This is a genomic window from Flavobacterium panacagri (assembly GCF_030378165.1).
Classification (GTDB): domain Bacteria; phylum Bacteroidota; class Bacteroidia; order Flavobacteriales; family Flavobacteriaceae; genus Flavobacterium; species Flavobacterium panacagri.
The window spans coordinates 2372085-2393628 of record NZ_CP119766.1; the positions used below are offsets into that span (position 1 = coordinate 2372085).

The 21544-nt window shown below is 35.4% G+C and carries 17 protein-coding genes; 1 reads left to right on the top strand and 16 read right to left on the bottom strand.

What is annotated here, in order from left to right; genetic code table 11:
* Positions 1–129 precede the first annotated feature (129 nt).
* The 6 genes from P2W65_RS10685 to dinB form a co-directional block, all read right to left on the bottom strand.
* On the bottom strand, positions 130–531 hold the full coding sequence (locus P2W65_RS10685) for an MFS transporter (RefSeq protein ID WP_179001064.1): 402 nt from the start codon (positions 529–531) through the stop codon (positions 130–132).
* 138 nt (positions 532–669) lie between these two features.
* Positions 670–1131, bottom strand: coding sequence for a DUF1810 domain-containing protein (locus P2W65_RS10690; protein WP_179001062.1), 462 nt, complete (start codon positions 1129–1131; stop codon positions 670–672).
* A 157-nt stretch (positions 1132–1288) separates the two neighbouring features.
* Positions 1289–1915: an alpha-ketoglutarate-dependent dioxygenase AlkB family protein gene (locus tag P2W65_RS10695; RefSeq protein ID WP_179001060.1), complete on the bottom strand. Its 627-nt coding sequence runs from the start codon at positions 1913–1915 to the stop codon at positions 1289–1291.
* A gap of 40 nt (positions 1916–1955) precedes the next feature.
* The gene (locus tag P2W65_RS10700) at positions 1956–3335 is read right to left on the bottom strand and encodes an exonuclease domain-containing protein (protein WP_289665467.1); all 1380 of its coding nucleotides are present in this window, start codon (positions 3333–3335) and stop codon (positions 1956–1958) included.
* A 109-nt stretch (positions 3336–3444) separates the two neighbouring features.
* A complete protein-coding gene (locus P2W65_RS10705; protein ID WP_289665468.1) occupies positions 3445–6498 on the bottom strand; it encodes a DNA polymerase III subunit alpha in 3054 nt (1017 codons plus the stop codon).
* Positions 6498–7679, bottom strand: coding sequence for a DNA polymerase IV (dinB, locus tag P2W65_RS10710; RefSeq protein WP_289665470.1), 1182 nt, complete (start codon positions 7677–7679; stop codon positions 6498–6500). Before dinB ends, P2W65_RS10705 begins: the two co-directional genes overlap by 1 nt.
* An 88-nt stretch (positions 7680–7767) precedes the next feature.
* Here dinB and P2W65_RS10715 point away from each other — a divergent pair, with 88 nt between their 5' ends.
* Entirely contained in the window at positions 7768–8541 is a 774-nt protein-coding gene (locus P2W65_RS10715) for an XRE family transcriptional regulator (RefSeq protein WP_179001052.1), read from the top strand.
* A gap of 79 nt (positions 8542–8620) precedes the next feature.
* Here P2W65_RS10715 and P2W65_RS10720 read toward each other — a convergent pair whose 3' ends face one another.
* The 10 genes from P2W65_RS10720 to P2W65_RS10765 all read right to left on the bottom strand — a co-directional run bounded on the left by P2W65_RS10720 (position 8621) and on the right by P2W65_RS10765 (position 21506).
* Positions 8621–9382 carry a phosphatase PAP2 family protein gene (locus P2W65_RS10720; protein WP_289665471.1) on the bottom strand — a complete coding sequence of 254 codons (762 nt, stop codon included), beginning with the start codon at positions 9380–9382 and terminating at the stop codon, positions 8621–8623.
* Between the two features lie 489 nt (positions 9383–9871).
* Positions 9872–11590, bottom strand: a complete 1719-nt coding sequence (locus P2W65_RS10725) for an ATP-binding protein (RefSeq protein WP_289665473.1) — start codon at positions 11588–11590, stop codon at positions 9872–9874.
* Between the two features lie 137 nt (positions 11591–11727).
* A complete protein-coding gene (locus P2W65_RS10730) occupies positions 11728–12852 on the bottom strand; it encodes a sensor protein KdpD (protein WP_289665474.1) in 1125 nt (374 codons plus the stop codon).
* Between the two features lie 154 nt (positions 12853–13006).
* Positions 13007–14086, bottom strand: coding sequence for a porin (locus P2W65_RS10735; protein ID WP_289665475.1), 1080 nt, complete (start codon positions 14084–14086; stop codon positions 13007–13009).
* Positions 14087–14532: 446 nt separating this feature from the next.
* Positions 14533–15084 carry a K(+)-transporting ATPase subunit C gene (locus P2W65_RS10740; RefSeq protein WP_289665476.1) on the bottom strand — a complete coding sequence of 184 codons (552 nt, stop codon included), beginning with the start codon at positions 15082–15084 and terminating at the stop codon, positions 14533–14535.
* Positions 15085–15217: 133 nt separating this feature from the next.
* Entirely contained in the window at positions 15218–17275 is a 2058-nt protein-coding gene (gene kdpB / locus P2W65_RS10745; protein WP_289665477.1) for a potassium-transporting ATPase subunit KdpB, read from the bottom strand.
* Positions 17276–17565: 290 nt separating this feature from the next.
* Positions 17566–19287 (bottom strand): potassium-transporting ATPase subunit KdpA, encoded by a 1722-nt coding sequence (kdpA, locus tag P2W65_RS10750; RefSeq protein WP_289665479.1) that lies wholly within the window; start codon positions 19285–19287, stop codon positions 17566–17568.
* Between the two features lie 99 nt (positions 19288–19386).
* On the bottom strand, positions 19387–19464 hold the full coding sequence (gene kdpF, locus P2W65_RS10755; RefSeq protein ID WP_289666181.1) for a K(+)-transporting ATPase subunit F: 78 nt from the start codon (positions 19462–19464) through the stop codon (positions 19387–19389).
* Positions 19465–19607: 143 nt separating this feature from the next.
* Entirely contained in the window at positions 19608–19889 is a 282-nt protein-coding gene (locus tag P2W65_RS10760; protein ID WP_109192150.1) for a DUF7674 family protein, read from the bottom strand.
* 270 nt (positions 19890–20159) lie between these two features.
* Complete coding sequence (locus P2W65_RS10765) at positions 20160–21506, bottom strand: sigma-54-dependent transcriptional regulator (protein WP_289665480.1); 1347 nt, start codon at positions 21504–21506, stop codon at positions 20160–20162.
* Positions 21507–21544 lie beyond the last annotated feature (38 nt).

Sequence of the window (21544 nt, forward strand, 5' to 3'; positions counted from 1 at the left end):
TTTTGAAAAAACAATACATATGCCACATACAAAAAAAGCCCTAAAAACAAGGGTTTTAGAGCTTTTTTAGGTTTGAATAAGATGTTATATATCGCAATTTAGTGAAATTTCGCTGATAGAATTATTGTATTATAAATTCAAATCGTTATTAATTCTTTCTTCTGTCGGTCTTAAAAAAATAAGATAAATAATAATTAGAATTCCAAATAGTACAAATTCTGGTTTTAAGAATAATATTAAAAATGCTGCACCTTCTAGAACTGCCCAGCGCATAATGGAAGCAGCTTGATAAATCGGCATTTTTTCTTCTAATTTCAATTTAGGATCAATTTGTTTTAACTGAGATTTAAATAAAAATGTACTCAAGATATAGGCTAATACTGGTATTAGTAAGTAAATAGCTGACGATGAATCTATATTTGGGATTTCTAATGTTTTCAAAGAAAAGTCTATTAGAAAGAAATAGGCCGCAAGAGTTCCAGCACAAATGGCAAGATGGATAATTTGCAGGGTTTTGATTTTTTCATTCATGATTTTTGGTTTTTTTGGGGATAATGAAGATCAAACTTATACAAATATAAAGGATTACGTTTGGACTGCTTACTTTTAAAAACAAAAAAACACTGCGGTTAGGCAGTGTTAGAATGTTAAAATCGATGAGACTGTAATTTATACAACGGCAGGCTCAAGAGATGATTCTATAGTTGAATTAATAATTGATATGGTAAGAGGATCTAATTCTCCAGAGAAAAAAGCATCCAAAACCTCCTGAAAGATTGGATTTGCATTTTCTACCAAAGAAAACAAAGTCATACAGGAACGTAATTTTCGAGCATCTAAATCGCCAAAAATTCCGTCAGCAGATTTCATTTTGAAGGTTAATAATAATTCTGAAATTTCAATTAAATGTTTTCCTAAAATAGGATGTTCCAAATAATCCGAAGCTTCTTTTAGATCGTTAATGGCATAAAGATTTGCAGTATCACTTTTTCCTAAACCTTTAATTTGAGGAAAAATAAACCACATCCAATGCGTCTCTTTTTTGCCTTTTCCGATTTCAGAAAGAGCAGTAAGATAAAGTTTGTTTTGCGCATCTAAGAAGCGTGCTAAATCGTTGTTTGAATAAGCCATTACGGTATTATATATTTTTAAAAGTTTGCAAAAATAGTAAAAAAGGAAGGTTCAGCCTAATAAAACGTTCATACAATCAGTATTTTAACTTTTTTCGACAGAATTTTCCTCGTCAAAATTGAGCTAATAAATCAGCTAGTTTTTAGTTCCTAATGACTTACGCATTGCGTTGCGTTTGCCTAAAAGTTAAATTAATTCTGGGTAAAACTTTACGAGCCGTTTTTGGAACATGATGTTGCCAAAAACTATTCGTAGTACCCGCCATTAGTAAGAAAGAACCGTGATGAAGCGGAATCTCAACCAGTGGAATATCCTTCCTGAATTTATGACGGAGTTTAAACATTCTCGTTTCTCCAAAAGTAACTGAGGCTATAATTGGATCTTTACCAGAATTATCTTCACGGTCACTGTGCCAGCCTACACCGTCTTTTCCGTTTCGGTATAAATTTAACAGTAAGCTATTAAAGTCAAGTTGGGTTTCCTTTTCGACACGGCTTCTGATTTTTAATAATTCATACGTCCAATCTGGCCCTTTGGGATCTGCACCTGCATTGTCTTTGTCTTCATACCAGGCAATCATTCTAGGGACAGTGTAAGTTTTATCATAAACTTCCATTTCATATTCTCGCCATTTGGTTTTACGCAGTATTCTTTCATAAAAGGAATCTGATTCTTCTTTGCTGAAAAAATTATCAATCAGAATCAGTTCGCAGTCTGGGAGATCAAAAATTTTTTTACCTGTTTGTCCAGTCGTAAATAATTCGGTATCGCTAAATAGTGTCATAATTTTAATTTTTACAGCTCTATTTTTCTCAGATTTGATTTTAGGCTAAAAGATGTTTTTTAAAGAATACTTTTCTCGGATGCTTTTCAGCATATGAAAAAATCAGCTGTTCGATATATTGATTGCTTTTATAAGGCGTAACGTAATTTTTTACATCTGAAGGTTCATGAATCGAAATATCGGAAGGAAGATATCCCATGCCATAAAAATGTCCGTTTTCAATCCAGATACAGCTGCGCTCTTCTTTTGATTTTCCTTTATCAATTATGGCAAAAGAAGGTCTGTTGTTTAACAAATAATCAATGGCGTTGTCGACTTGGGCATTATGCATTAGAACATCAGGCAGGTTTTGTGGATTATTGTTCTGAAAAAAATCTCCTTCTTCGGATTTTGAATATTTGCAGAAACGATGATCAATTTCAAAACGTTCGGCCAGATTTCGCAATAAATTAATGCCTTCATACAAACTGCTGAATTCATGAATACAAACCTGAAATTTACTCACTTTCCCAATCGCGAGATATTTATAACCGTTTCGGGCTTCGTATTGATAAATGCCAAATTTAGCTTCAAAACGTTTTAAAGCTCTGTTGTACGTTGGCCAGAGTTTTTTGATTTCGGTGCATTCTAGTAAAAGTGCCATTAATTCAGTAGCGCAGACTTCAAAAGAAATTCCGTGAATATCCCTTAAAAAATGCTGTCTCTGCGGATTAATATTATTGCCTGTGAAATGAGACGACACACGTTTCTTTAAATTAATCGCTTTTCCAACATAAATCACTTTTTTCGCCTGATTATAAAAATAATAAACACCCGGTTTGTCTGGCAAATTATTAAAATCATCTGGCGGAAGATTAGGTGGTAAACGTTGATCTTGCGCTGTTTTTTTGATCATTTTTTCGATTTCTCCTGCATCGTCCCATTCTAATAAAAGCGAAAATAGTAAAGCAGTAGCATCTGCATCTCCGCCTGCTCGGTGCCTGTTTTCTAAAGATATATTTAATGAGTTGCAAAGATTTCCTAAACTGTAAGAACCTAATCCTGGTTTGATTTTTCTGGCGGCACGAACGGTACAAAGTTTTTTAGCCGACCATTTAAAGCCTGCCTGTTCCAATTGATGATGAACAAATGAATAGTCGAAGTTGACATTGTGTGCCACGAAAATACGATCCGTAAGCATTTCTAATACTTTCTCTGATATGTCATCAAAGATTGGTGCATTGACGACCATTTCATTATTTATACCCGTTAATCCAAAAATAGATGGAGGAATGTCCTGTTCAGGATTTACAAGGGTTTCATAACGATCCAGCACATTTTTACCATCATGAATAATGATTGCAATTTCAGTAATGCGACTTCCACTGGCATTTCCGCCTGTGGTTTCAATATCGACTATAGCATATTCCGTATTTTTCATCTTTATATAACGTAAGTTGTTCTTTAGTTATTTTTTTTAGTGTTCAGTGTTCGGTATTTAGTGTTCAGCCACAGTGTTTACCTGAACACTAAATACCGAACACTGAGTACTAAAACTTCATTCTATGTCTGGGCAGATTAATTTCGTGACCTTGCGGATAAGGTTTTCGATGTGTAAGGCTTATATCTTCTTTAATCTGGTTTTGTGTTTTATATTGATCTTTGGAATCCATATAACGCGGATCTGGGATAAAAGGCATTTTTGCCATTTTTGTAATTGTGATGGTTGGAAAATGATAATCGACCTCAACATTTCCTAATAATAAATAACAGCCTCCGCCCTGAAAAGGATATTTTTCTAAACTATCCGGAAAATGTGCCGTATCAAAATAAGTGCCTTCATGATCGATCCAGGTTCCAAAATACATAGCGCCTTTTTTCGTGGGAACATGTTTTCTGGAAATTAAATAGGCCAGCATTCTGACTTGTTTTTTATGATATTTTACTAAATCTTTAGCCATAATATCGCCTCGATGTTTGGTTTGAAGAAGATCAAAAACAGTGCATGAAACAGGAAAACTCAATAATTCGATTTCGTCAAAAGCATCTTCAAAAACAGAACGTTCCAATTTTGGAAGTTTGTATTCTTTAACGGGTTCCTGCAATAATTTCAAATCTCTGTTTTCAGGTTTAAAATTATTCAACAGTAGACTGGCAGTTACTAAAAGCTGATTTTTGGTTTTCCCTGTAAAACGAAAAGCATCAATAAAAATCAGTGTTTTAACGCCTTCAATTCCAATTGGAATTCTATTGATAAAATCTTCCAGAGAACTAAAATCGCCTTTTTTGTTTCGATTTTCTTCAATTAAATGAGCAATTTTAGATTCCAGACTCTGAATGTGCATAAAACCCAAATAAATATCGGTACCATATAAAGTCGTCTGATATTCGCTTTTATTCACACACGGATTATGAATCGTTCCGCCAGACATTCGCGCTTCGTGTACATAAACTTCGGTTCTGTAAAATCCACCCTGATTGTTGATTACGGCTGTCATGAATTCAACAGGATAATTGACTTTCAAGTACAAACTCTGATAACTTTCAACCGCATAAGAAGCCGAATGTGCTTTGCAGAAAGAATACCCTGCGAAAGATTCGATCTGACGATAAATTTCCTGACTCAAAGTTTCGGGATGTCCTTTTTGAGCACAGCTCGCAAAGAAATTATCTTTTACTTTTTGCAACGCTTCCAGCGATCTTCCTTTCCCAGACATGGCACGACGAAGAATATCGCCGTCAGGAGCGGGTAGTCCGCCGTAATGCTGAGCAATTTTAATTACATCTTCCTGATAAACCATAATGCCGTAAGTTTCGCCAAGATGTTCTTTGAAAACCTCATGAAAATACTCAAATTGAGTTGGATTATTATGACGAAAAATATACTCTTTCATCATTCCCGATTGTGCAACGCCGGGACGAATAATAGACGACGCGGCGACCAAAATTTTATAATTATCACAATTTAAACGACGCAGTAAACCACGCATAGCGGGACTTTCGATATAAAAACAGCCAATTGTATGTCCTTTTGCTAAATAAGAATTGCAAACAGCCTCGTCTTTAGAAATCGAAGTATCGCGGATATTTACTTTTATGCCTCGGTTTTTGGCAATCAGTTTTACGCTGTCATCAATATGTCCGATACCGCGCTGACTTAGAATATCAAATTTATCAAAACCAATTTCTTCGGCAATGTGCATATCAAAAAGTACGATTGGAAAACCTTTTGGAGGCATTTCCAAAGGCGTGTAATTTGTAATTGGTTCTTCAGAAATCAGAATTCCACACGCATGCATGCTTCGTTGATTGGGATATTTTCCCATCATTTGTCCGTATTCCTGAACCAGTTTTACAATTTTATTGGTTGGATGAAGTTCTTCAGGATTTTTTGCCAAAAGATCTAATTCTTCTTTAGGAAGCCCAAAAACTTTTCCAACTTCCCTAAATATAGAACGATATTTAAATTCGACGTTCGTTCCGCAAAAAGCAACGTGATCTTTGCCATATTTTCCAAAAATATATTCCAGAATTGTGTTACGTTCCTGCCAGCTCCAGTCAATATCAAAATCAGGTGGCGTTTTACGGTTGAGGTTTAAAAAACGTTCAAAATACAAATCCAGTTCAATAGGGCAGATATCGGTAATTCCGAGGCAATAAGCGATGATACTGTTGGCACCACTTCCACGTCCAATATGCATAAAACCCTTACTGTTGCTGTATTGAATAATGTCCCAAGTAATTAAAAAGTAACCGCTGAATTCTAATTCGTCAATTACTTTTAATTCTTTTTTTACGCGGGCTTTTGCTTCAATATTTTCGTTTCCATAACGTTTTTCAAATCCTTCCCAAGCCAATTCGGTCAGTTTTTCTAAATCTTTTTGACGGTTTTCAGTATAGAATTTTTTATTCTTTTTAGCCGAATAATCATATTGAAAATTACAATCGTCAATGATACGTTGTGTGTTCAAAATGATTTCAGGATATTTTTCATAAAATGGCAGAATCGATTCTACAGGTTTCATCACATCAGAAACTTTGCAGTAATCTGCTTCTGTAAGTTTCGATAAAATAATATTGGTATCAATAGCACGAAGCACTTTATGTAGATTGTATTCTTTTTTACTTCTAAAAGTCACAGGTTGTAAAATCACCATTTTGGAGATTTTGTTTTTATGTTTTGAAGTCAGAAGACTTGAAACTTCTTCAGGACGAACTCCGATAAATTCATTTTCATGAAGTGTTTCCGGAGCATTTTCTAAAGTATAAATCACAAAAACCGATTTAAATTTAGGAGCACGCAGAGGCAAAGTTTCTCCGCTGAAATTATGTTCTGTTAAGAATCTGTTCATTTCAGCTAAACCTTCTGCATTTTTAGCCAAACCAATATATCGGAATTCATGATTGTATCGAAATTCCATTCCAACTAATGGCTTAATTCCGTTTTCCTGACACGCTTTTATAAAATCATAAATTCCAGTAACAGTATTAATATCCGTCAATGCCATTGCTTTTATACCATGCAAAACGGCTTCGGCAATCAAATCCTTAAGCGGAATTGTGCCGTAACGTAATGAATGATAAGAATGACAATTAAGATACATTATTTCTTGCGTTTTAAAATTTCGTCTTTGGTATTCGGTTTAAAATGAGCTCCGGCACAGCGCATTACGGCATCAAAACCATAACGGCTTTTCATTTTGTCCATCGCTTCATAAAGTGAAAGCATTTCCTGAGTGTCTTCAAAAAGATCAATTTGATAGGTTCCGCGTACCAATCCGCTAAAGCGAACGCCAATCAAACGCAGACGCATCCTACGTTGATACACTTTTTCAAAAAGTTCTATTACATTTTTCGTTAAAATATGATCGGCTGATGTATAAGCTACTCGGCATTGTTTGGTTTCGGTATCAAAATTGGCGTAACGTATTTTGACTGTAACAGTTGAAGTCAGCCATTGTTCTGCACGAAGCTGAAAAGCCAGTTTTTCGACCATTCCTAATAATATTCTTCTCAGTTTTGCAAGATCAATAGTGTCTTGTGAAAAAGTAGTTTCGGTCGAAATTGATTTTCGTTCGGTATAAGGTTCAACAGGCGTGTGATCGATTCCGTGTGCTTTTTTCCAAAGTTCGAGACCATTTTTACCAATCATTTGCTGTAAAACCTCAGCAGGCATTTCGGCCAAAGTTTGAATTTTACGAACGCCAATTCTAGACAAAAGCTGAAAAGTAACAGCGCCCACCATCGGGATTTTCTGAATCGAAAGCGGATTTAAAAAGTCCTGAACTTTTTGTTCTGGAATTTCAAGATTTCCGACAGGTTTGCCTTCTCCAGTCGCAATTTTAGAAACGGTTTTGTTGATGGATAATGAAAAACTAATTGGCAGTCCAGTTTCTTTAATTACCTTTTGTGCTAGTTCATTTGTCCATTTATAACTGCCATGAAATTTGTCCATTCCGGTAATGTCAAGATAAAATTCGTCTACACTAGCTTTTTCTAAAACAGGCGCTTTTTCCTGAAGAATTTCAGTAACGTCATGAGAAAGCTGTGAATACAATTCCATGTCGCCTTTCATTACTTTTGCGTCAGGACAAAGTTTTAAAGCCATACGAATTGGCATAGCAGAACGAACGCCATATTTACGGGCTTCATACGAACAAGATGCCACAACGCCACGATCTCCGCCACCTATAATAAGCGGAATTCCGTTAAGTTCAGAGTTGGTGCGTCTTTCGCAGGATACAAAAAAGGTATCCAAATCCATATGTACAATTGCCCGTGCCATTTTTTCCTTTTGTTTTGTATGAAACAAAATTAGTACAGATAATAACATTTTTTGTATATTTGCTGTTCCAAATTATAACAAATTAATTATGTCCTTATTTTCAGACAACATCAGAGCATTAAGGGTTAAGCATAAAATATCGCAGGAGAAATTAGCTGAAAACCTTAGCATTACCAGAGGTAGATACGTGAAATACGAAGATGGAACTTCGGAAGCACCGTATGACATTTTAAAGAAGATTGCATTATATTTTCACATGAGTATCGACTTGATATTATCTGTCGATATCCGCAAAATTGATGTGCAAAACTTGATAAAACTGGAAGGGAATCGACTTATTTTACCCATTCAAGTGGATAGTTTTGGAGAAAATTTTATTGAAATTGTATCTCAAAAAGCAAAAGCAGGTTACCTCAACGGATATGCTGATCCAGAATATATTGAAAGTTTACAGCAGATTACACTTCCGTTTTTAGGACCAGGAAAACACCGCGGATTTCCCGTTGAAGGCGATTCAATGCCTCCACACGAAGATGGTTCTATTATTATTGGTCGTTATGTAGAAAAGCTGGGAGAGGTAATGGACGGAAAAACCTATATTCTGATTACTAAGAATGAAGGAATGGTGTATAAACGTCTCAATAAAAACAAAAAGAATAGTTTGGTTTTAGAATCTGACAACAATTTTTACCCGAATTATGAAGTGAAAGCTTCTGATATTCTGGAGATTTGGGAATACGAATGTAACATCGGCCGTTCGGATAAAAAACAAGAAACGACAGAAACCGGAGCAATGAAAGATTTACTTTTAGAATTGAAAAGAGAAGTTCGGGAGATTAAGAATAATACTTCGAATACATAAAAAGAATTTGCCACGAAGGCGCTAAGACACAAAACTATTCAAAAAAACTTTGTGTCTTAGCGCCTTTGTGGCAAAAAAACTAAAAGATCTTCGCAAATCCTAATCCATATTGCTGTCCATTATAAAAAGGCATAATCATAGAAGTTGATTTGTTCTCAGAATCTGATTTGAATAACTTTTTAGTAATATATGGATTAATCCAATAGGCAATTTTGGTACTCAAAATCCCAATTCCCGCTCCAGCGGCAACATCAGTTAACCAATGGCGGTTGTTGTAAATTCTAAATAATCCCGTTCCGGTTGCAACGGCATAACCGGCAATTCCGTACCAAATGGATTTGTCTTTATATTCCTGGTATAAAAATTCGGCACCCATAAATGCAGTTGCAGTGTGTCCGGAAGGGAAGGAATTGTTCGAACTTCCGTCAGGTCTTTCTACATGTGAAATCGATTTTAAACTTAAAACTGTTGTAGCCATAATTGCATACGAAGTCACAAGTATTACAGAACGGTCGCGCATATTATTTTTGCCTTTTACACCAAAAGCATTCAGCGCATAAACAGATACGGCAGGCGCATATTGCGAGAAATCGTCAATGGTAACTTTCTCGTCAATGTCTTCGGTAACTTCATCTTTAATTTGATGATTGAAACTCAAAAGCTGATCACTTTCTAAACCAATTACGCCATAACCAATTAATACACTCGGAATAATTAATTGTTTGTAATTGAATTTTAAATTATGTGAAGTACTGTCAATTTTTGTGATCGAATCATTTTGTTGTGCATTTGCAGAAAATAATCCGAACAAGAATACTAGGAAAACTGTTTTGCGGAACATTGTTTTTGTCGTTTATATTTTGCAATAGTAACGAATGTTTAATGTCGGTATTTTGGTCTTAATTGAACCTTAAGCGAACTTTAATTTGCTGGTTTTAAATAGGGTAATTGGATTAAGATTGGCTAAATTTATTTTAAAATTCCGTAGGAATAATTGATATTGTAGCAACGGATTTCAATCCGTTGAGGATGATTTAACATGTTCTAGAAGTCCTTTAGGGACGATTCATAGTTGTGCTCAATATGTGCCGAACCTACGGCTCTTTTGTATTGCGGAATTTCTATGCCAACCGGATTGAAATCCGGCCCTACAAAATGTACCTAGCCTACGGCTCTTTTGATAAACTTTATTAAAATATAATTTGTGAAAATTTGTGTAATTTGTGGCGAAAAAAGACATACAAAGTCATTCAAAAATTTGTTTAATCCTTTTAATCTGTGGCTGAAAAATAAAACTTAGCGTCTTAGTGCCTTTGTGGCAAAAAAAAATCTAAACCTTCAACGAAAACCAAAACGTACTTCCCAATCCCAAATTACTCTCCACGCCAACATTTCCATTTTGAGCTTCAATAAATTCTTTACTGATTGCCAAACCCAATCCCGTTCCAGATTTCTGACTTCCCGGAACCTGAAAATATTTGTCAAAAACTTTGTCTTTATATCTTGTATCAATTCCTTTTCCAGTATCGATAACCTGAAATACGATTTGATTTAGTTCTTTTTTAAGTTTGATGTGAATGGTACTTTTTTCAGAAGAATATCTTATCGCATTCGATAAATAATTAATCAAAACCCAGCCTGTTTTTTCGCTGTCGGCTTTTACGTCTTGCAGGTTTTCATCGGCATCAATAACTAGTTTAATTTGTTTTTGTTCCGCCTGAACTTTTACGGCTTCAACAGCATAATTTACAATTTCATGCGGATTGCTTTTTTCGATATTCAGCTGAATATTTCCCGTTTCTAATTGAGATAGATTCAGCAATTCTCCCGTAATTTTCAATAATCGCTGACTGTCCTCTTTTATGCTTTCAACCAATTGTTTTTGGTCGTCGTTCATGTCGCCTGTTTTTTCATTTTCAAGCAATTTCAGACTTAATTTTATCGAAGCAATTGGTGTTTTTAATTCATGCGAAACCGTTGCAATAAAATTGGTTTTGGCAAAATCCAGTTCTTTAAAAAGTGTAATATTTCGCAGAATAATCACATCACCAATATTGATTTCTTTTTCTTCTCCTGTCGGAATTATGGTAATGTTCAGAATCTCTTTTTCGAAATAACTTTCCTTTCCGTGCGCATAAATTTTAAGCGGTTGTTTTTTAGGAGCATCTAATTCCTCTTTCATAATCAAAGACCGAATCAAATCATTCGACAAGGCTAGAGTAGAAGCCGATTTCCCGATAACATCTTCCAGTTTCAAACCAATAATTTTCAACGCTTCATCATTGGCAAACAAAATAATTCCTTCATGATCTAATCCAATAATAGGATCGTTCATATTATTGATTAAAGTTTCCAGTCGTTTCTTTTCGAAAAAGAGTTTGTATAAATTACTGTCGTTATATTCCTGAAGTTTTTGCGCCATCGTATTAAACGATTTGGCCAAATCTCCAAATTCACTATGACTTGTAAAATGAACGCGTTCAGAATAGTTTTTATTGGCAATTTCCTTAATACTCAGCGTCAATTCCTTGATTGGATTGGCAATATTATTCGGCAGATTAACCAGCAAATTAAAAGCAATCAAAAAGCACAAACTTCCCACAATGGCAATCCATAAATTAGCATTTTCGGCGGTATGTTTGGCAATATCGCTTTTCTGTTTTATAGCATCCAGATTCAGTTTCATAATCGCAAAAATATCCTGTCTGATTTTTGCTTTTATGGTTTCGTTTGCTCCGTTTTGTTCTAAAAGCGTAAAACTTTTTTCAAGGTTTTCGGTTGCTTCTTTTTCTCCTGGTTCGGTAACATTTTGCGTTTGTTTTTCAAGATATTCCTTGAAAACATGAATCTTGCTATCGGGGCTCGCTTTAATTTCATCCAAAGACAAAATCATATTTCGCGAATATTCCAGCGTATTATAATTTGCTTTCAGAATATTCTCGGTATCTGCTTTTATCAAAAAAACAGAATAACCGCTAACTAACGAAAGTATAATGATCATTAAAAATAACAATCCAACTCCCAGATTCAATTTGGTTTTAATTCTCATGACGTTTATTTAAAAACAAGTTTTTTTTATTTGAACCATTAAGATATTAAGGAAATTAAGTTTTGAACTTAATGAAACTTACAAAGAGAAAATTAAGCATAGCCTTTATTTTCTTAATATCTTAATGGTTAGAAAAATTACGACAGAATGACAAGATCAACATTTGACAACGATAGTTTGTTTAGCAAACGTCTAAAAATTGTTGTAGACAAAATTACTTTAAATAAATTCAAATGCGGTTTTCCAATGCAGACAGTTGTAATTTGTTTTTCTTCTACGGTTGCCAAAATTGCATCGGTAATATTACTGTTTTCCAGTTTAATAACTTCTGCGCCTAATTGCACAGCGAGTTTAAAGTTATTAATTAAATGTCTTTGTTTGTCCAAAGCAATTTTATTACTGCTTTCCTTCGGAGTTTCTACATATAAAACATACCACAATCCGTTATAATAACTGGAGAGTCTTGCTGTTTTTCTAATCACAATTTTGGCCGTTTTGTCATTACTGCTAATGCAGGCCAACAATTTCTCATGTCGTAATGCATGAAGATTCGGAACTTCATTTTCAACTTTTCGAACGACCTGACTCGCTACTTCTTTCAAAGCCAATTCCCGAAGTTGTAAAATCTGTTCCGATTTAAAAAAGTTCGTTAAAGCCGTCTGAATTTTATCCGGAGTATAAATTTTCCCTTCTTTCAAACGTGCAATCAAATCTTCAGATGTTAAGTCTATATTCACGACTTCATCTGCCAATCGTAAAACATTGTCAGGAATACGTTCCTGAACATCAATATTTGTAATTCGTTTTACATCTTCATTTAAACTCTCAATATGCTGAATATTGACAGCCGAAATCACATTAATTCCTGCTTCCAAAATCTCTAAAACATCCTGCCAGCGTTTTTCATTTTTGCTTCCCTCAACATTCGTGTGTGCCAATTCATCAACAATAACTACTTCTGGACGAAGATTAATAATCGCTTGAACATCGAGTTCTTCCAATTCTTTTCCTTTATAGAAAATGGTTCGTCTCGGAATTATAGGCAAACCTGCTAATAATTCATGCGTTTCCTTCCGCATGTGCGTTTCGATGTAGCCAATTTTCACATCGATTTCATTTTTCAATAACGAATGCGCTTCCTGAAGCATACGGAAAGTCTTGCCCACACCGGCGCTCATCCCAATGTAGATTTTAAACTTTCCCTTTCGTGATTTCTGAATTAAATCGAGAAAGTGCTGTGCGTTATTATTTTCGTTTTCCATATTTTTTGCCACGAAGGCGCTAAGTCACAAAGTTTTATTTTTTTTAGCCACGAATTCACGAATTTTTATTTGAAATAATTCGTGAATTCGTGGCGAATAAATTAGCACGAAAAAATCCCTTTAATCTGTGTAATCTGTGGCAAGAAATATTCCCCTAAAAACTAATCGCCAAGGAAGTCGTTACAAACGTATTCGTATCCGTTGGAAGATTGTCTTTATTTGTGAAGATTTCGTCTTTACTTGAAAGATTTCTGGCTTCAATTCTAAACATAACATTATCAGTAACTAAGTAATCAAAGTTAGCCGAAAATCCGTAAGTTTTAAAACCATTTGGTGTTTCCGTCGCGATAATCACACCTTTTTCGTCACTATAATATTCACCTCGTACTGCAAGCTGAATCTTGTCAACTGGTTTGTATTGCAGAATCAAAACAGGCGAAAACCAAGTGTCATATTTGTTACTGTTTTTAGCCGATTGCTGAGATCCAATATCAAAACCAGCTGTAATATTTGTCTTTTCCGTTACTTTAAATTGTCCGTAAAAGTTGTTGAAATAACGCCACTTTTTATCAATATCCGGCTGTTCATTTCCAACATAAGTACTCCAGTTCAAAGCAACCCGATCAGATGGTTTGTAAGTAACCTGAGTTCCAAAAGCAGGCGTTTGATTGCCTTCCACTTTCTCGATTCTCTGCCAGCCGTTCAGGTACATTCCTGCCAAATACCATTCTCCAGACTCAGATGTATAACCAATTTTAACTCCCGTTTCATAATAAGGAGAATTCTCAGCCAGAATGCTTCTCGTTAAAGTTTGACAATCCTTTCCAATTGCACTTTCAAAACCAATATGCGAGGGCATAATTCCCGCATCAATCCATAAATTATGGTTTTTCGAAATTTTTACGCCAACATTCGCTTCGTAAACATTTTTCAACAAACCTTGCTCGGCAGACATATTATATTCGGCATAAGTTCCCGCCATTAAGGCAAAATTCCCCCGAATATTCTCTTTCGAATAATTCACTTTCGCCATTCCCAAATTCAGGTTTACCTCGTTGCTTTTATTAGAACTGTAAAAAAAGTTCGGTCGAGTATGATTTTCAGGTTTCCCGAAATCATAACTATAATAAGCGTCAACATATCCCGAAAATGTCAATGGACTTTTAGATTCCTCTTGTGCATGTAAATTGCTAAAACCAAAAGCGATTAAAGCAGTAAGTATTATTTTTTTCATTTTTGTGGTATTCAATTATTTATTAGTAGATTTTTTAGGAGCTAATCCCGCTATCCGTTTCAATCTTTTCCTGGCTAAAGAAGCCAGAAAAAGGATTTCCACTACTATCGGGGCTAGGGCATTTGGGGTAAAAAGGCGTTTTCGTTTCCTGCAAGGTTTCCAAAACCTTGTAGGTATTAATTATAAGTTTCAGTTTACGCTCTGTTTGTCATTCCGAGGAACAAGGACACGAGCGATAGCGAACTGGCGAAGCAATCTTCGCAAGAAACTCCGTATAGAAATTCGCCAATCTTTGTCGAGCTACTAACGAAGATTTCTCCTTCGTCGAAATGACAAGAATGCGCATAGAACAAGAATGAAAATTCGTGTCAATTAGTCTATCATACCTACAAGGTTTGGAGAAAAACTTAGAATCTTAGAACCTTAGCAACTTAGTATCTCTGGAATTAGCGAAGCTGATTCAGCGCCACATTCAATTCCAAAACATTCACCGTTTCAGGCCCAACGACAGCAGTATTAATTTTAGATTCCACCAAAGCTTTTACTTTAGCTTCAGCTAAATTTCTTTCTTTAGCAATTCGTTTTACCTGAATCAAAGCGCCTTGCGGAGAAATATTCGGATCTAAACCACTTCCAGAAGCCGTAACCATATCCGACGGAATATCAGATTTTTTCAAGTACGGATGAACCAATAAAAGCGTATCAATTCTTTTTTGAACCAAAGCTAAATAATCAGGATTGCTTGGGCCTTTGTTGCTTCCGGCACTTCCCGACGCGTTATAATCAACCGCCGAAGGTCTTCCCCAGAAATAATTCGACTTATCGAACTTTTGTCCAATTTTTTGGTAACCAACCACTTTTCCGTTAACCAAAATAGTTTCTCCTTTTCCTTGATTTGGAGCAATTTGTGCGATTCCGTAAATCGCTAAAGGATAAATAACTGCGAACAAGATTAAAGTAGCCACAGTAAGTTTTATTATAGAAAATAGATTTTTCATTTTTTGAAGATTCTAAGACTCTAAGATGCTAAGGTTCTAAGTTTTTTTCTTAGAAGCTTATAGTTTAAAGTCTATGTTTTTAATTGAGTTTTTGTGAACCTGACAGGTTTTTAAAACCTGTCGGGTTTAATTTTTACATGAAGAGTGCAACAATCACGTCAATCAGTTTGATTCCAATAAAAGGAACAATCAATCCACCAAGACCATAAATCAAAAGATTTCTTTTTAAGATCGCACTAGCTCCAATTGGACGATAATCGACCCCTTTCAGCGCAAGCGGAATCAATATCGGAATAATAATCGCGTTGAAAATTACGGCTGATAAAATGGCACTTTCAGGACTATGCAAATGCATAATATTCAAACCTTGAAGCGCTGGAATCGCAGTAATAAAAAGAGCAGGAACAATAGCAAAATATTTCGCAACGTCATTTGCAATAGAAAAAGTAGTTAAAGTGCCTCGAGTCATTAAAAGCTGTTTTCCAATTTCTACAATCTCGATTAATTTGGTTGGATCATTGTCAAGATCGACCATATTTCCAGCTTCTTTTGCAGCTTGAGTGCCACTATTCATGGCAACACCTACGTTGGCTTGCGCAAGGGCAGGAGCGTCGTTTGTTCCGTCACCCATCATGGCAACTAAACGTCCGTCCGATTGCTCTTTTCGGATGTAGTTCATTTTATCTTCTGGTTTAGCTTCAGCGATAAAATCATCAACACCGGCTTTTTCAGCAATAAATTTAGCTGTCAGTGGATTATCTCCTGTAACCATAACCGTTTTGATTCCCATTCGGCGTAAACGCTCAAAACGTTCTTTCATTCCGGTTTTGATAATATCTTGTAATTCAATTACACCTTGAATTTCATTGTTTTTGATAACTACTAATGGTGTTCCTCCGTTAGAAGAAATGGCAATCACTTGCTGCGCAGTATCTTCAGGAAAAATATTCCCTGCCTGTTCTGCAATTTTTTTAGCTGCATCTTGCGCACCTTTTCGAATATTAGTTCCGTCTTGTAAAATGACACCTGATGTTCTGGTCTCAGCTGTAAATTTGATGGTGTGTGAAATTTCAGAGATGTTTTTTAAAGCACTTGCTTTTGTTTCGCTTTTTACATCTATTACTTCACTTAGTTCCAAAATACTTTTCCCTTCAGGCGTATCATCTGCAAGCGAACTCAAAACAGCCGATTTCACAAAATCGTCAAAAGAAATTCCTTTTGTTGGATAAAAATTGGTTGCTTTTCTATTTCCAATGGTAATAGTTCCGGTTTTATCCAAAAGTAATACGTCAATATCTCCAGCAGTTTCAACCGCTTTCCCCGATTTGGTAATTACATTGGCACGCAAAGCTCTGTCCATTCCCGCAATACCAATCGCAGAAAGTAAACCTCCAATTGTAGTTGGGATTAGGCAGACAAAAAGAGAAATAAATGCAGCAATGGTAATAGGAGCGTTGGCATAATCTGCAAAAGGTTTTAAGGTTACGCAGACAATAATAAAAATTAAAGTAAAAGCTGCTAATAGAATGGTTAAGGCAATTTCGTTTGGTGTTTTCTGACGGCTTGCACCTTCAACCAAAGCAATCATTTTATCCAAAAAGCTTTCGCCAGGTTCAGAAGTTACTTTTACTTTAATTTTATCAGATAATACTTTTGTCCCTCCAGTTACAGATGATTTATCTCCGCCAGCTTCCCGAATTACAGGAGCACTTTCTCCGGTAATAGCACTTTCGTCGATTGTAGCCAGACCTTCGATAATTTCACCATCGGCAGCAATTAAATCTCCAGCCTCGCAAATGAAAATATCGTCTTTTTTCAATGCCGAAGAACTGATATTTTTAATTTCTCCGTTTGGCAGAATTTGTCTTGCAGGAGTTTCTTCTCTTGTTTTTCGCAAACTGTCGGCTTGTGCTTTTCCTCTCGCTTCAGCAATGGCTTCGGCGAAATTGGCAAATAAAAGCGTTGCCAGTAATATTAAAAAAACAATCAAATTGTAAATAAAGCTACCTTGGTCAGTTGCGCCCATTAAGATTGAAATGCAGACAGCAAACATTATGGCAGTTCCAATTTCTACGGTAAACATTACCGGATTTTTAATCATCAATTTTGGATTCAGCTTTATAAAAGACTGCACGAGTGCTTCTTTTACCTGCTGACTTTCAAATAATGATGTGGATTTATTAGTTGTCATTTTCTTGTAAAAAGTTAAATGTTATTTGTTAGATGTTATGCGAAAAAAACACATAGATTATAGAATATAACCAGTGGTTTCAACCACTGGAATACAACGCATATCACATTTGATGTCCTTGCAATTCGCTTCCCGTGGTTGAAACCACGGGTTATATTTAAAATAAGAATGAACAATTTGTTGTTCAACTATGTGTTAGAAACCAGTTTCTTTTAATTCATCTTTTTTAGGTGAAAAAAAATCTATGTTTCTATGTGTTTAAAATAATTCTAGCTTTGAAAAATGAGTTATTATTTTAGTGTAAAATATTCCGCCAATGGTCCAAGTGCCAAAGCAGGAAAGAACGATAAAGCAGCAATAATGGCAATCACAGCAAAAATCATAATTCCAAAAATAGAGGTATCGGTTTTTAAAGTTCCGGCACTTTCAGGAATGTATTTTTTATTGGCTAATAAACCTGCAATTGCAAGAGGTCCGATGATTGGAATGAATCGACTTAACAGTAAAACAATTCCAGTTGTGATATTCCAAAACGGATTGTTATCTCCTAAGCCTTCAAAACCAGAACCGTTGTTCGCTGCACTTGAAGTATATTCATATAACATTTCTGAGAATCCATGATTCCCTGGATTGTTTAACCAGCCCGTAGCATTTCCGCTGAACCAATACCCCATTGTAGTATCATGTGCAGCAAAATAAGATGCTAAGGCAGTTCCGGCTAAAATCAATAATGGGTGAATAATAGCGATAAAAGCAGCAATTTTAACTTCCCGCGCTTCGATTTTCTTTCCTAAAAATTCGGGAGTTCGACCAACCATTAAACCAGAAATAAAGACAGCCAGAATAATAAAGATGTAAAAGTTGAGGTAACCCACACCACATCCGCCATAAAAGGCATTCACCATCATGGCTAATAACTGCATCGCTCCAGAAACTGGCATCGAACTATCATGCATACTGTTTACAGACCCTGTAGAAATTACCGTTGTAGCAATACTCCAGAAACCTGAAATGGCCGGGCCAAAACGAACTTCTTTTCCTTCCATTGCTCCAGTTGTCTGTGCTATTCCCATTTTTGCAATAGCAGGATTTCCGTTGATTTCGCTTGATATTGTCGGAATTACAAGAAGTAAAAATCCAACAGTCATTACACCAAAAATGATATAAGATAATTTTCTTTTGTTTAAGAAAAATCCAAGCGCAAAAATCATTGCAAACGGAACAATAATTTGTGCCCAAAGTTCAACGGCATTAGTAAAATAAGTTGGGTTTTCTAAAGGGTGTGCTGAGTTAGCTCCAAAGAATCCACCTCCGTTTGTACCAATATGTTTAATCGCAATAAAGGCAGCGGCGGGCCCACGAGAAACTTCAACATTATCGCCTTGCAAAGTTGTGATTGCATCTTTTCCTTCAAAAGTCATAGGAGTTCCACTGAAAACTAAAACAATAGCTACGATTGCTGAAAGAGGCAATAAAATACGTGTACAGCTTTTAACGAAATAGTTATAAAAATTCCCTAGTTTGTCTGTGGTTCTTTCTTTCATCGCAGTAAAAACCATTACCGCAGCAGCGATTCCGACACCAGCCGAAACGAATTGTAGGAACATTAAAACCATCTGCGATAAATAAGAAACACCGCTCTCGCCAGAATAATGCTGTAAATCGCAATTGACTAAAAATGAAATGGCAGTATTAAAAGCCAAATCGGGTGTCATGGATGGATTATTATCTGGATTTAGGGGTAAAGACCCCTGAAATAGCAGTACAAAAAAGCAGAGAAAGAACCAAACCATGTTGATACTCAAAAGTGCTTTTAGATGCTGTTTCCAGTTCATTTCTTCGGCTGGATTGATACCGCTGATTTTAAAAATAAATTTTTCAAGTGGATTGAAAATCGGGTCAAGAATTGTTTTATTCCCCAAGAAAACTTTAGCAATGTATTTTCCTAACGGAATGGCTAAAACAATGGTAAGGATAAAAATACCTATGACACCTAATAATTCTGTGTTCATAATTTTGAGATTATTTTTTAGATTTTGATGTGATTTGTAAAATGGAACAAGCAAGGAATAAACTTTTAACCCTTAACTTGTAGCTTCTAATTTTTCACATTAGAATTTTTCGGGTTTGATTAATACGTAAATCAAGTACACGAAAACGGCGAGTGAAATAATAAATAGTGCAGTCATGATTTAGATTTTTTCAAAGAATTCAACTGACAGAAAACAAATCGCAAACAGTAAAACTGCCAAAGCGAGAAGAAGAATGGTGATCATAATTATTTTAGATTTTAGTCCCAATGCCGAAACTTCGGGACGGGATAGATTTTAGATTAAACACCAGAGGTATTAACCTGTTTGATATATTCTGCTTTAAGCGTTTGTGGAAAAAGATGTGAAATATTGCAGTGACGCATTTCCATAAAAGACGAAACAGAAAAAACGTATACATTTGAAATAGCATTTTTAGTTTCAATGCTTCCGGTGATAAATAACCGTTCAGCAAGGGCTAAACATTTTTTAGCCCGAACGATATTACCGCAGATAATTGATTTTTTAGTAATCTCAGCAAACCGTTCAGCTTGTTTATAGATTGAGGTAACTTGATTTTTCATGAGAAGGATTTTTTAATGTTCTTTCCCCCTTTATGCCAAAAGATGTTCCGAAAAAGTCAAGCTGTGTCTAAAGTGTTGTGAATAAAAGGAATGTAGTTTTGTGCCAAAAATTAGCCATAAAAAAAGCCTATCAAAATGATAAGCTTTTATTGAAATGATAAGGTTGTTACGTTTCCTGCAAGGTTTTCAAAACCTTGTAGGTATTCTATTAAGCGCAATATTTAAATTATTAAAAATCTAAACCTACAAGGTTTTGAAAATCTTGCAGGATTACGGCTGAATATTGTACTCCTCTAATTTTCTATACAAAGTCGCAATCCCAATTTCCAACAATCTAGCCGTTTCCGCTTTATTGCCTTTCGTATAATTTAAAACTTTCTGAATGTGCAGTTTCTCAACACTTTGCATAGAGAAAGCGGACATAGGTTTCGAATTATTTTCATTCTGATGTTGCATTTCGTATGGCAGAACATCAGCAGTTAAAATATCTCCATTACTCAAAATAACCGATCTTTCGATGACATTTTTAAGTTCACGGATATTTCCCGGCCAGGAATAATTTTCTAATTTCTGAAGAAAATCATCACCAATCTGCAAGGCTTTTTTATTTGTTTTTTCTGAAAACTGCTTAACGTAATAATTCGCCAAAAGCGGAATATCTTTAACCCTTTCACGTAAAGAAGGCAATTTGATTTCGAAGATATTCAAACGGAAATACAAATCAGACCGGAAACGATGTTCGTCGCTTTCTGTTTTTAAATCACGATTTGTAGCGGCAATTAATCTGAAGTTTGATTTTTTTGGAGTCGTGTCACCAACGGGAATATACTCGCTGGTTTCTAAAACACGTAACAATTTGGCTTGAAGGTCAATTGGCATTTCGCCAATTTCATCCAGAAACAAAGTTCCGCCGTTCGCTTCTTCAATAAAACCTTTTTTGTCTTTTAAAGCTCCTGTAAAAGCGCCTTGTTTATGACCGAAAAGTTCGCTCTCTAAAATTTCCTTGCTGAATGTACTACAGTTTAAAGCCACAAAAGATTTCCCGACACGATTACTGTTTTCATGAATGGCTTGTGCAAAAACTTCTTTTCCGGTTCCGGTTTCGCCAGTTAATAAAACAGTCGAATCGGTTTTGGCAACTTTTTGTGCGAGATCGATAACTTGTTCGATTCCTTTCGATTTTCCTATAATAGTAGAAAAAGAATATTTATCATTAATTCGTTTTTCTAACTGTTGTACTTTTTTCTGCAATTGTACTTTTTCTACAGCTTTATAAAGAAGCGGAATAATTTTATCGTTATCATCGCCTTTTACAATATAATCGAAAGCGCCATTTTTCATGGCCTGAACGCCATCTGGAATATTTCCGAAAGCGGTCAGTAAAATCACTTCTGTTAAAGGAAAACTGTTTTTTATGTTTTGAAGAAAATCAACGCCATTTCCATCAGGAAGTTTTACATCACACAAAACAACATCAATTTCGGTTTGTTCCAGTTTTTTGAAACCCGATTTTAAATCTTTCGCTTCAAAAACTTCAAATCCTTCCGATTTTATAATTCGGGCCAGTAGACTTCTCAGTTTCTCTTCGTCGTCTATAATTAAAATTTTGTGTGTCATTTGCAGATAAGCTAAAACCCGAATTGGTATTTGATGTA

Excerpts from the sequence above, each read along its gene's own strand:
- kdpA (WP_289665479.1), bottom strand. The coding sequence starts at position 19,287 with ATGAACACAGAATTATTAGGTGTCATAGGTATTTTTATCCTTACCATT.
- P2W65_RS10740 (WP_289665476.1), bottom strand. The coding sequence starts at position 15,084 with ATGAAAAATCTATTTTCTATAATAAAACTTACTGTGGCTACTTTAATC.
- P2W65_RS10700 (WP_289665467.1), bottom strand. The coding sequence starts at position 3,335 with ATGAAAAATACGGAATATGCTATAGTCGATATTGAAACCACAGGCGGA.
- P2W65_RS10695 (WP_179001060.1), bottom strand. The coding sequence starts at position 1,915 with ATGACACTATTTAGCGATACCGAATTATTTACGACTGGACAAACAGGT.
- kdpB (WP_289665477.1), bottom strand. The coding sequence starts at position 17,275 with ATGACAACTAATAAATCCACATCATTATTTGAAAGTCAGCAGGTAAAA.
- P2W65_RS10685 (WP_179001064.1), bottom strand. The coding sequence starts at position 531 with ATGAATGAAAAAATCAAAACCCTGCAAATTATCCATCTTGCCATTTGT.
- P2W65_RS10760 (WP_109192150.1), bottom strand. The coding sequence starts at position 19,889 with ATGAAAAATCAAGTTACCTCAATCTATAAACAAGCTGAACGGTTTGCT.
- kdpF (WP_289666181.1), bottom strand. The coding sequence starts at position 19,464 with ATGACTGCACTATTTATTATTTCACTCGCCGTTTTCGTGTACTTGATT.
- P2W65_RS10730 (WP_289665474.1), bottom strand. The coding sequence starts at position 12,852 with ATGGAAAACGAAAATAATAACGCACAGCACTTTCTCGATTTAATTCAG.
- P2W65_RS10690 (WP_179001062.1), bottom strand. The coding sequence starts at position 1,131 with ATGGCTTATTCAAACAACGATTTAGCACGCTTCTTAGATGCGCAAAAC.
- dinB (WP_289665470.1), bottom strand. The coding sequence starts at position 7,679 with ATGGCACGGGCAATTGTACATATGGATTTGGATACCTTTTTTGTATCC.
- P2W65_RS10735 (WP_289665475.1), bottom strand. The coding sequence starts at position 14,086 with ATGAAAAAAATAATACTTACTGCTTTAATCGCTTTTGGTTTTAGCAAT.
- P2W65_RS10720 (WP_289665471.1), bottom strand. The coding sequence starts at position 9,382 with ATGTTCCGCAAAACAGTTTTCCTAGTATTCTTGTTCGGATTATTTTCT.
- P2W65_RS10715 (WP_179001052.1), top strand. The coding sequence starts at position 7,768 with ATGTCCTTATTTTCAGACAACATCAGAGCATTAAGGGTTAAGCATAAA.
- P2W65_RS10725 (WP_289665473.1), bottom strand. The coding sequence starts at position 11,590 with ATGAGAATTAAAACCAAATTGAATCTGGGAGTTGGATTGTTATTTTTA.
- P2W65_RS10765 (WP_289665480.1), bottom strand. The coding sequence starts at position 21,506 with ATGACACACAAAATTTTAATTATAGACGACGAAGAGAAACTGAGAAGT.
- P2W65_RS10705 (WP_289665468.1), bottom strand. The coding sequence starts at position 6,498 with ATGTATCTTAATTGTCATTCTTATCATTCATTACGTTACGGCACAATT.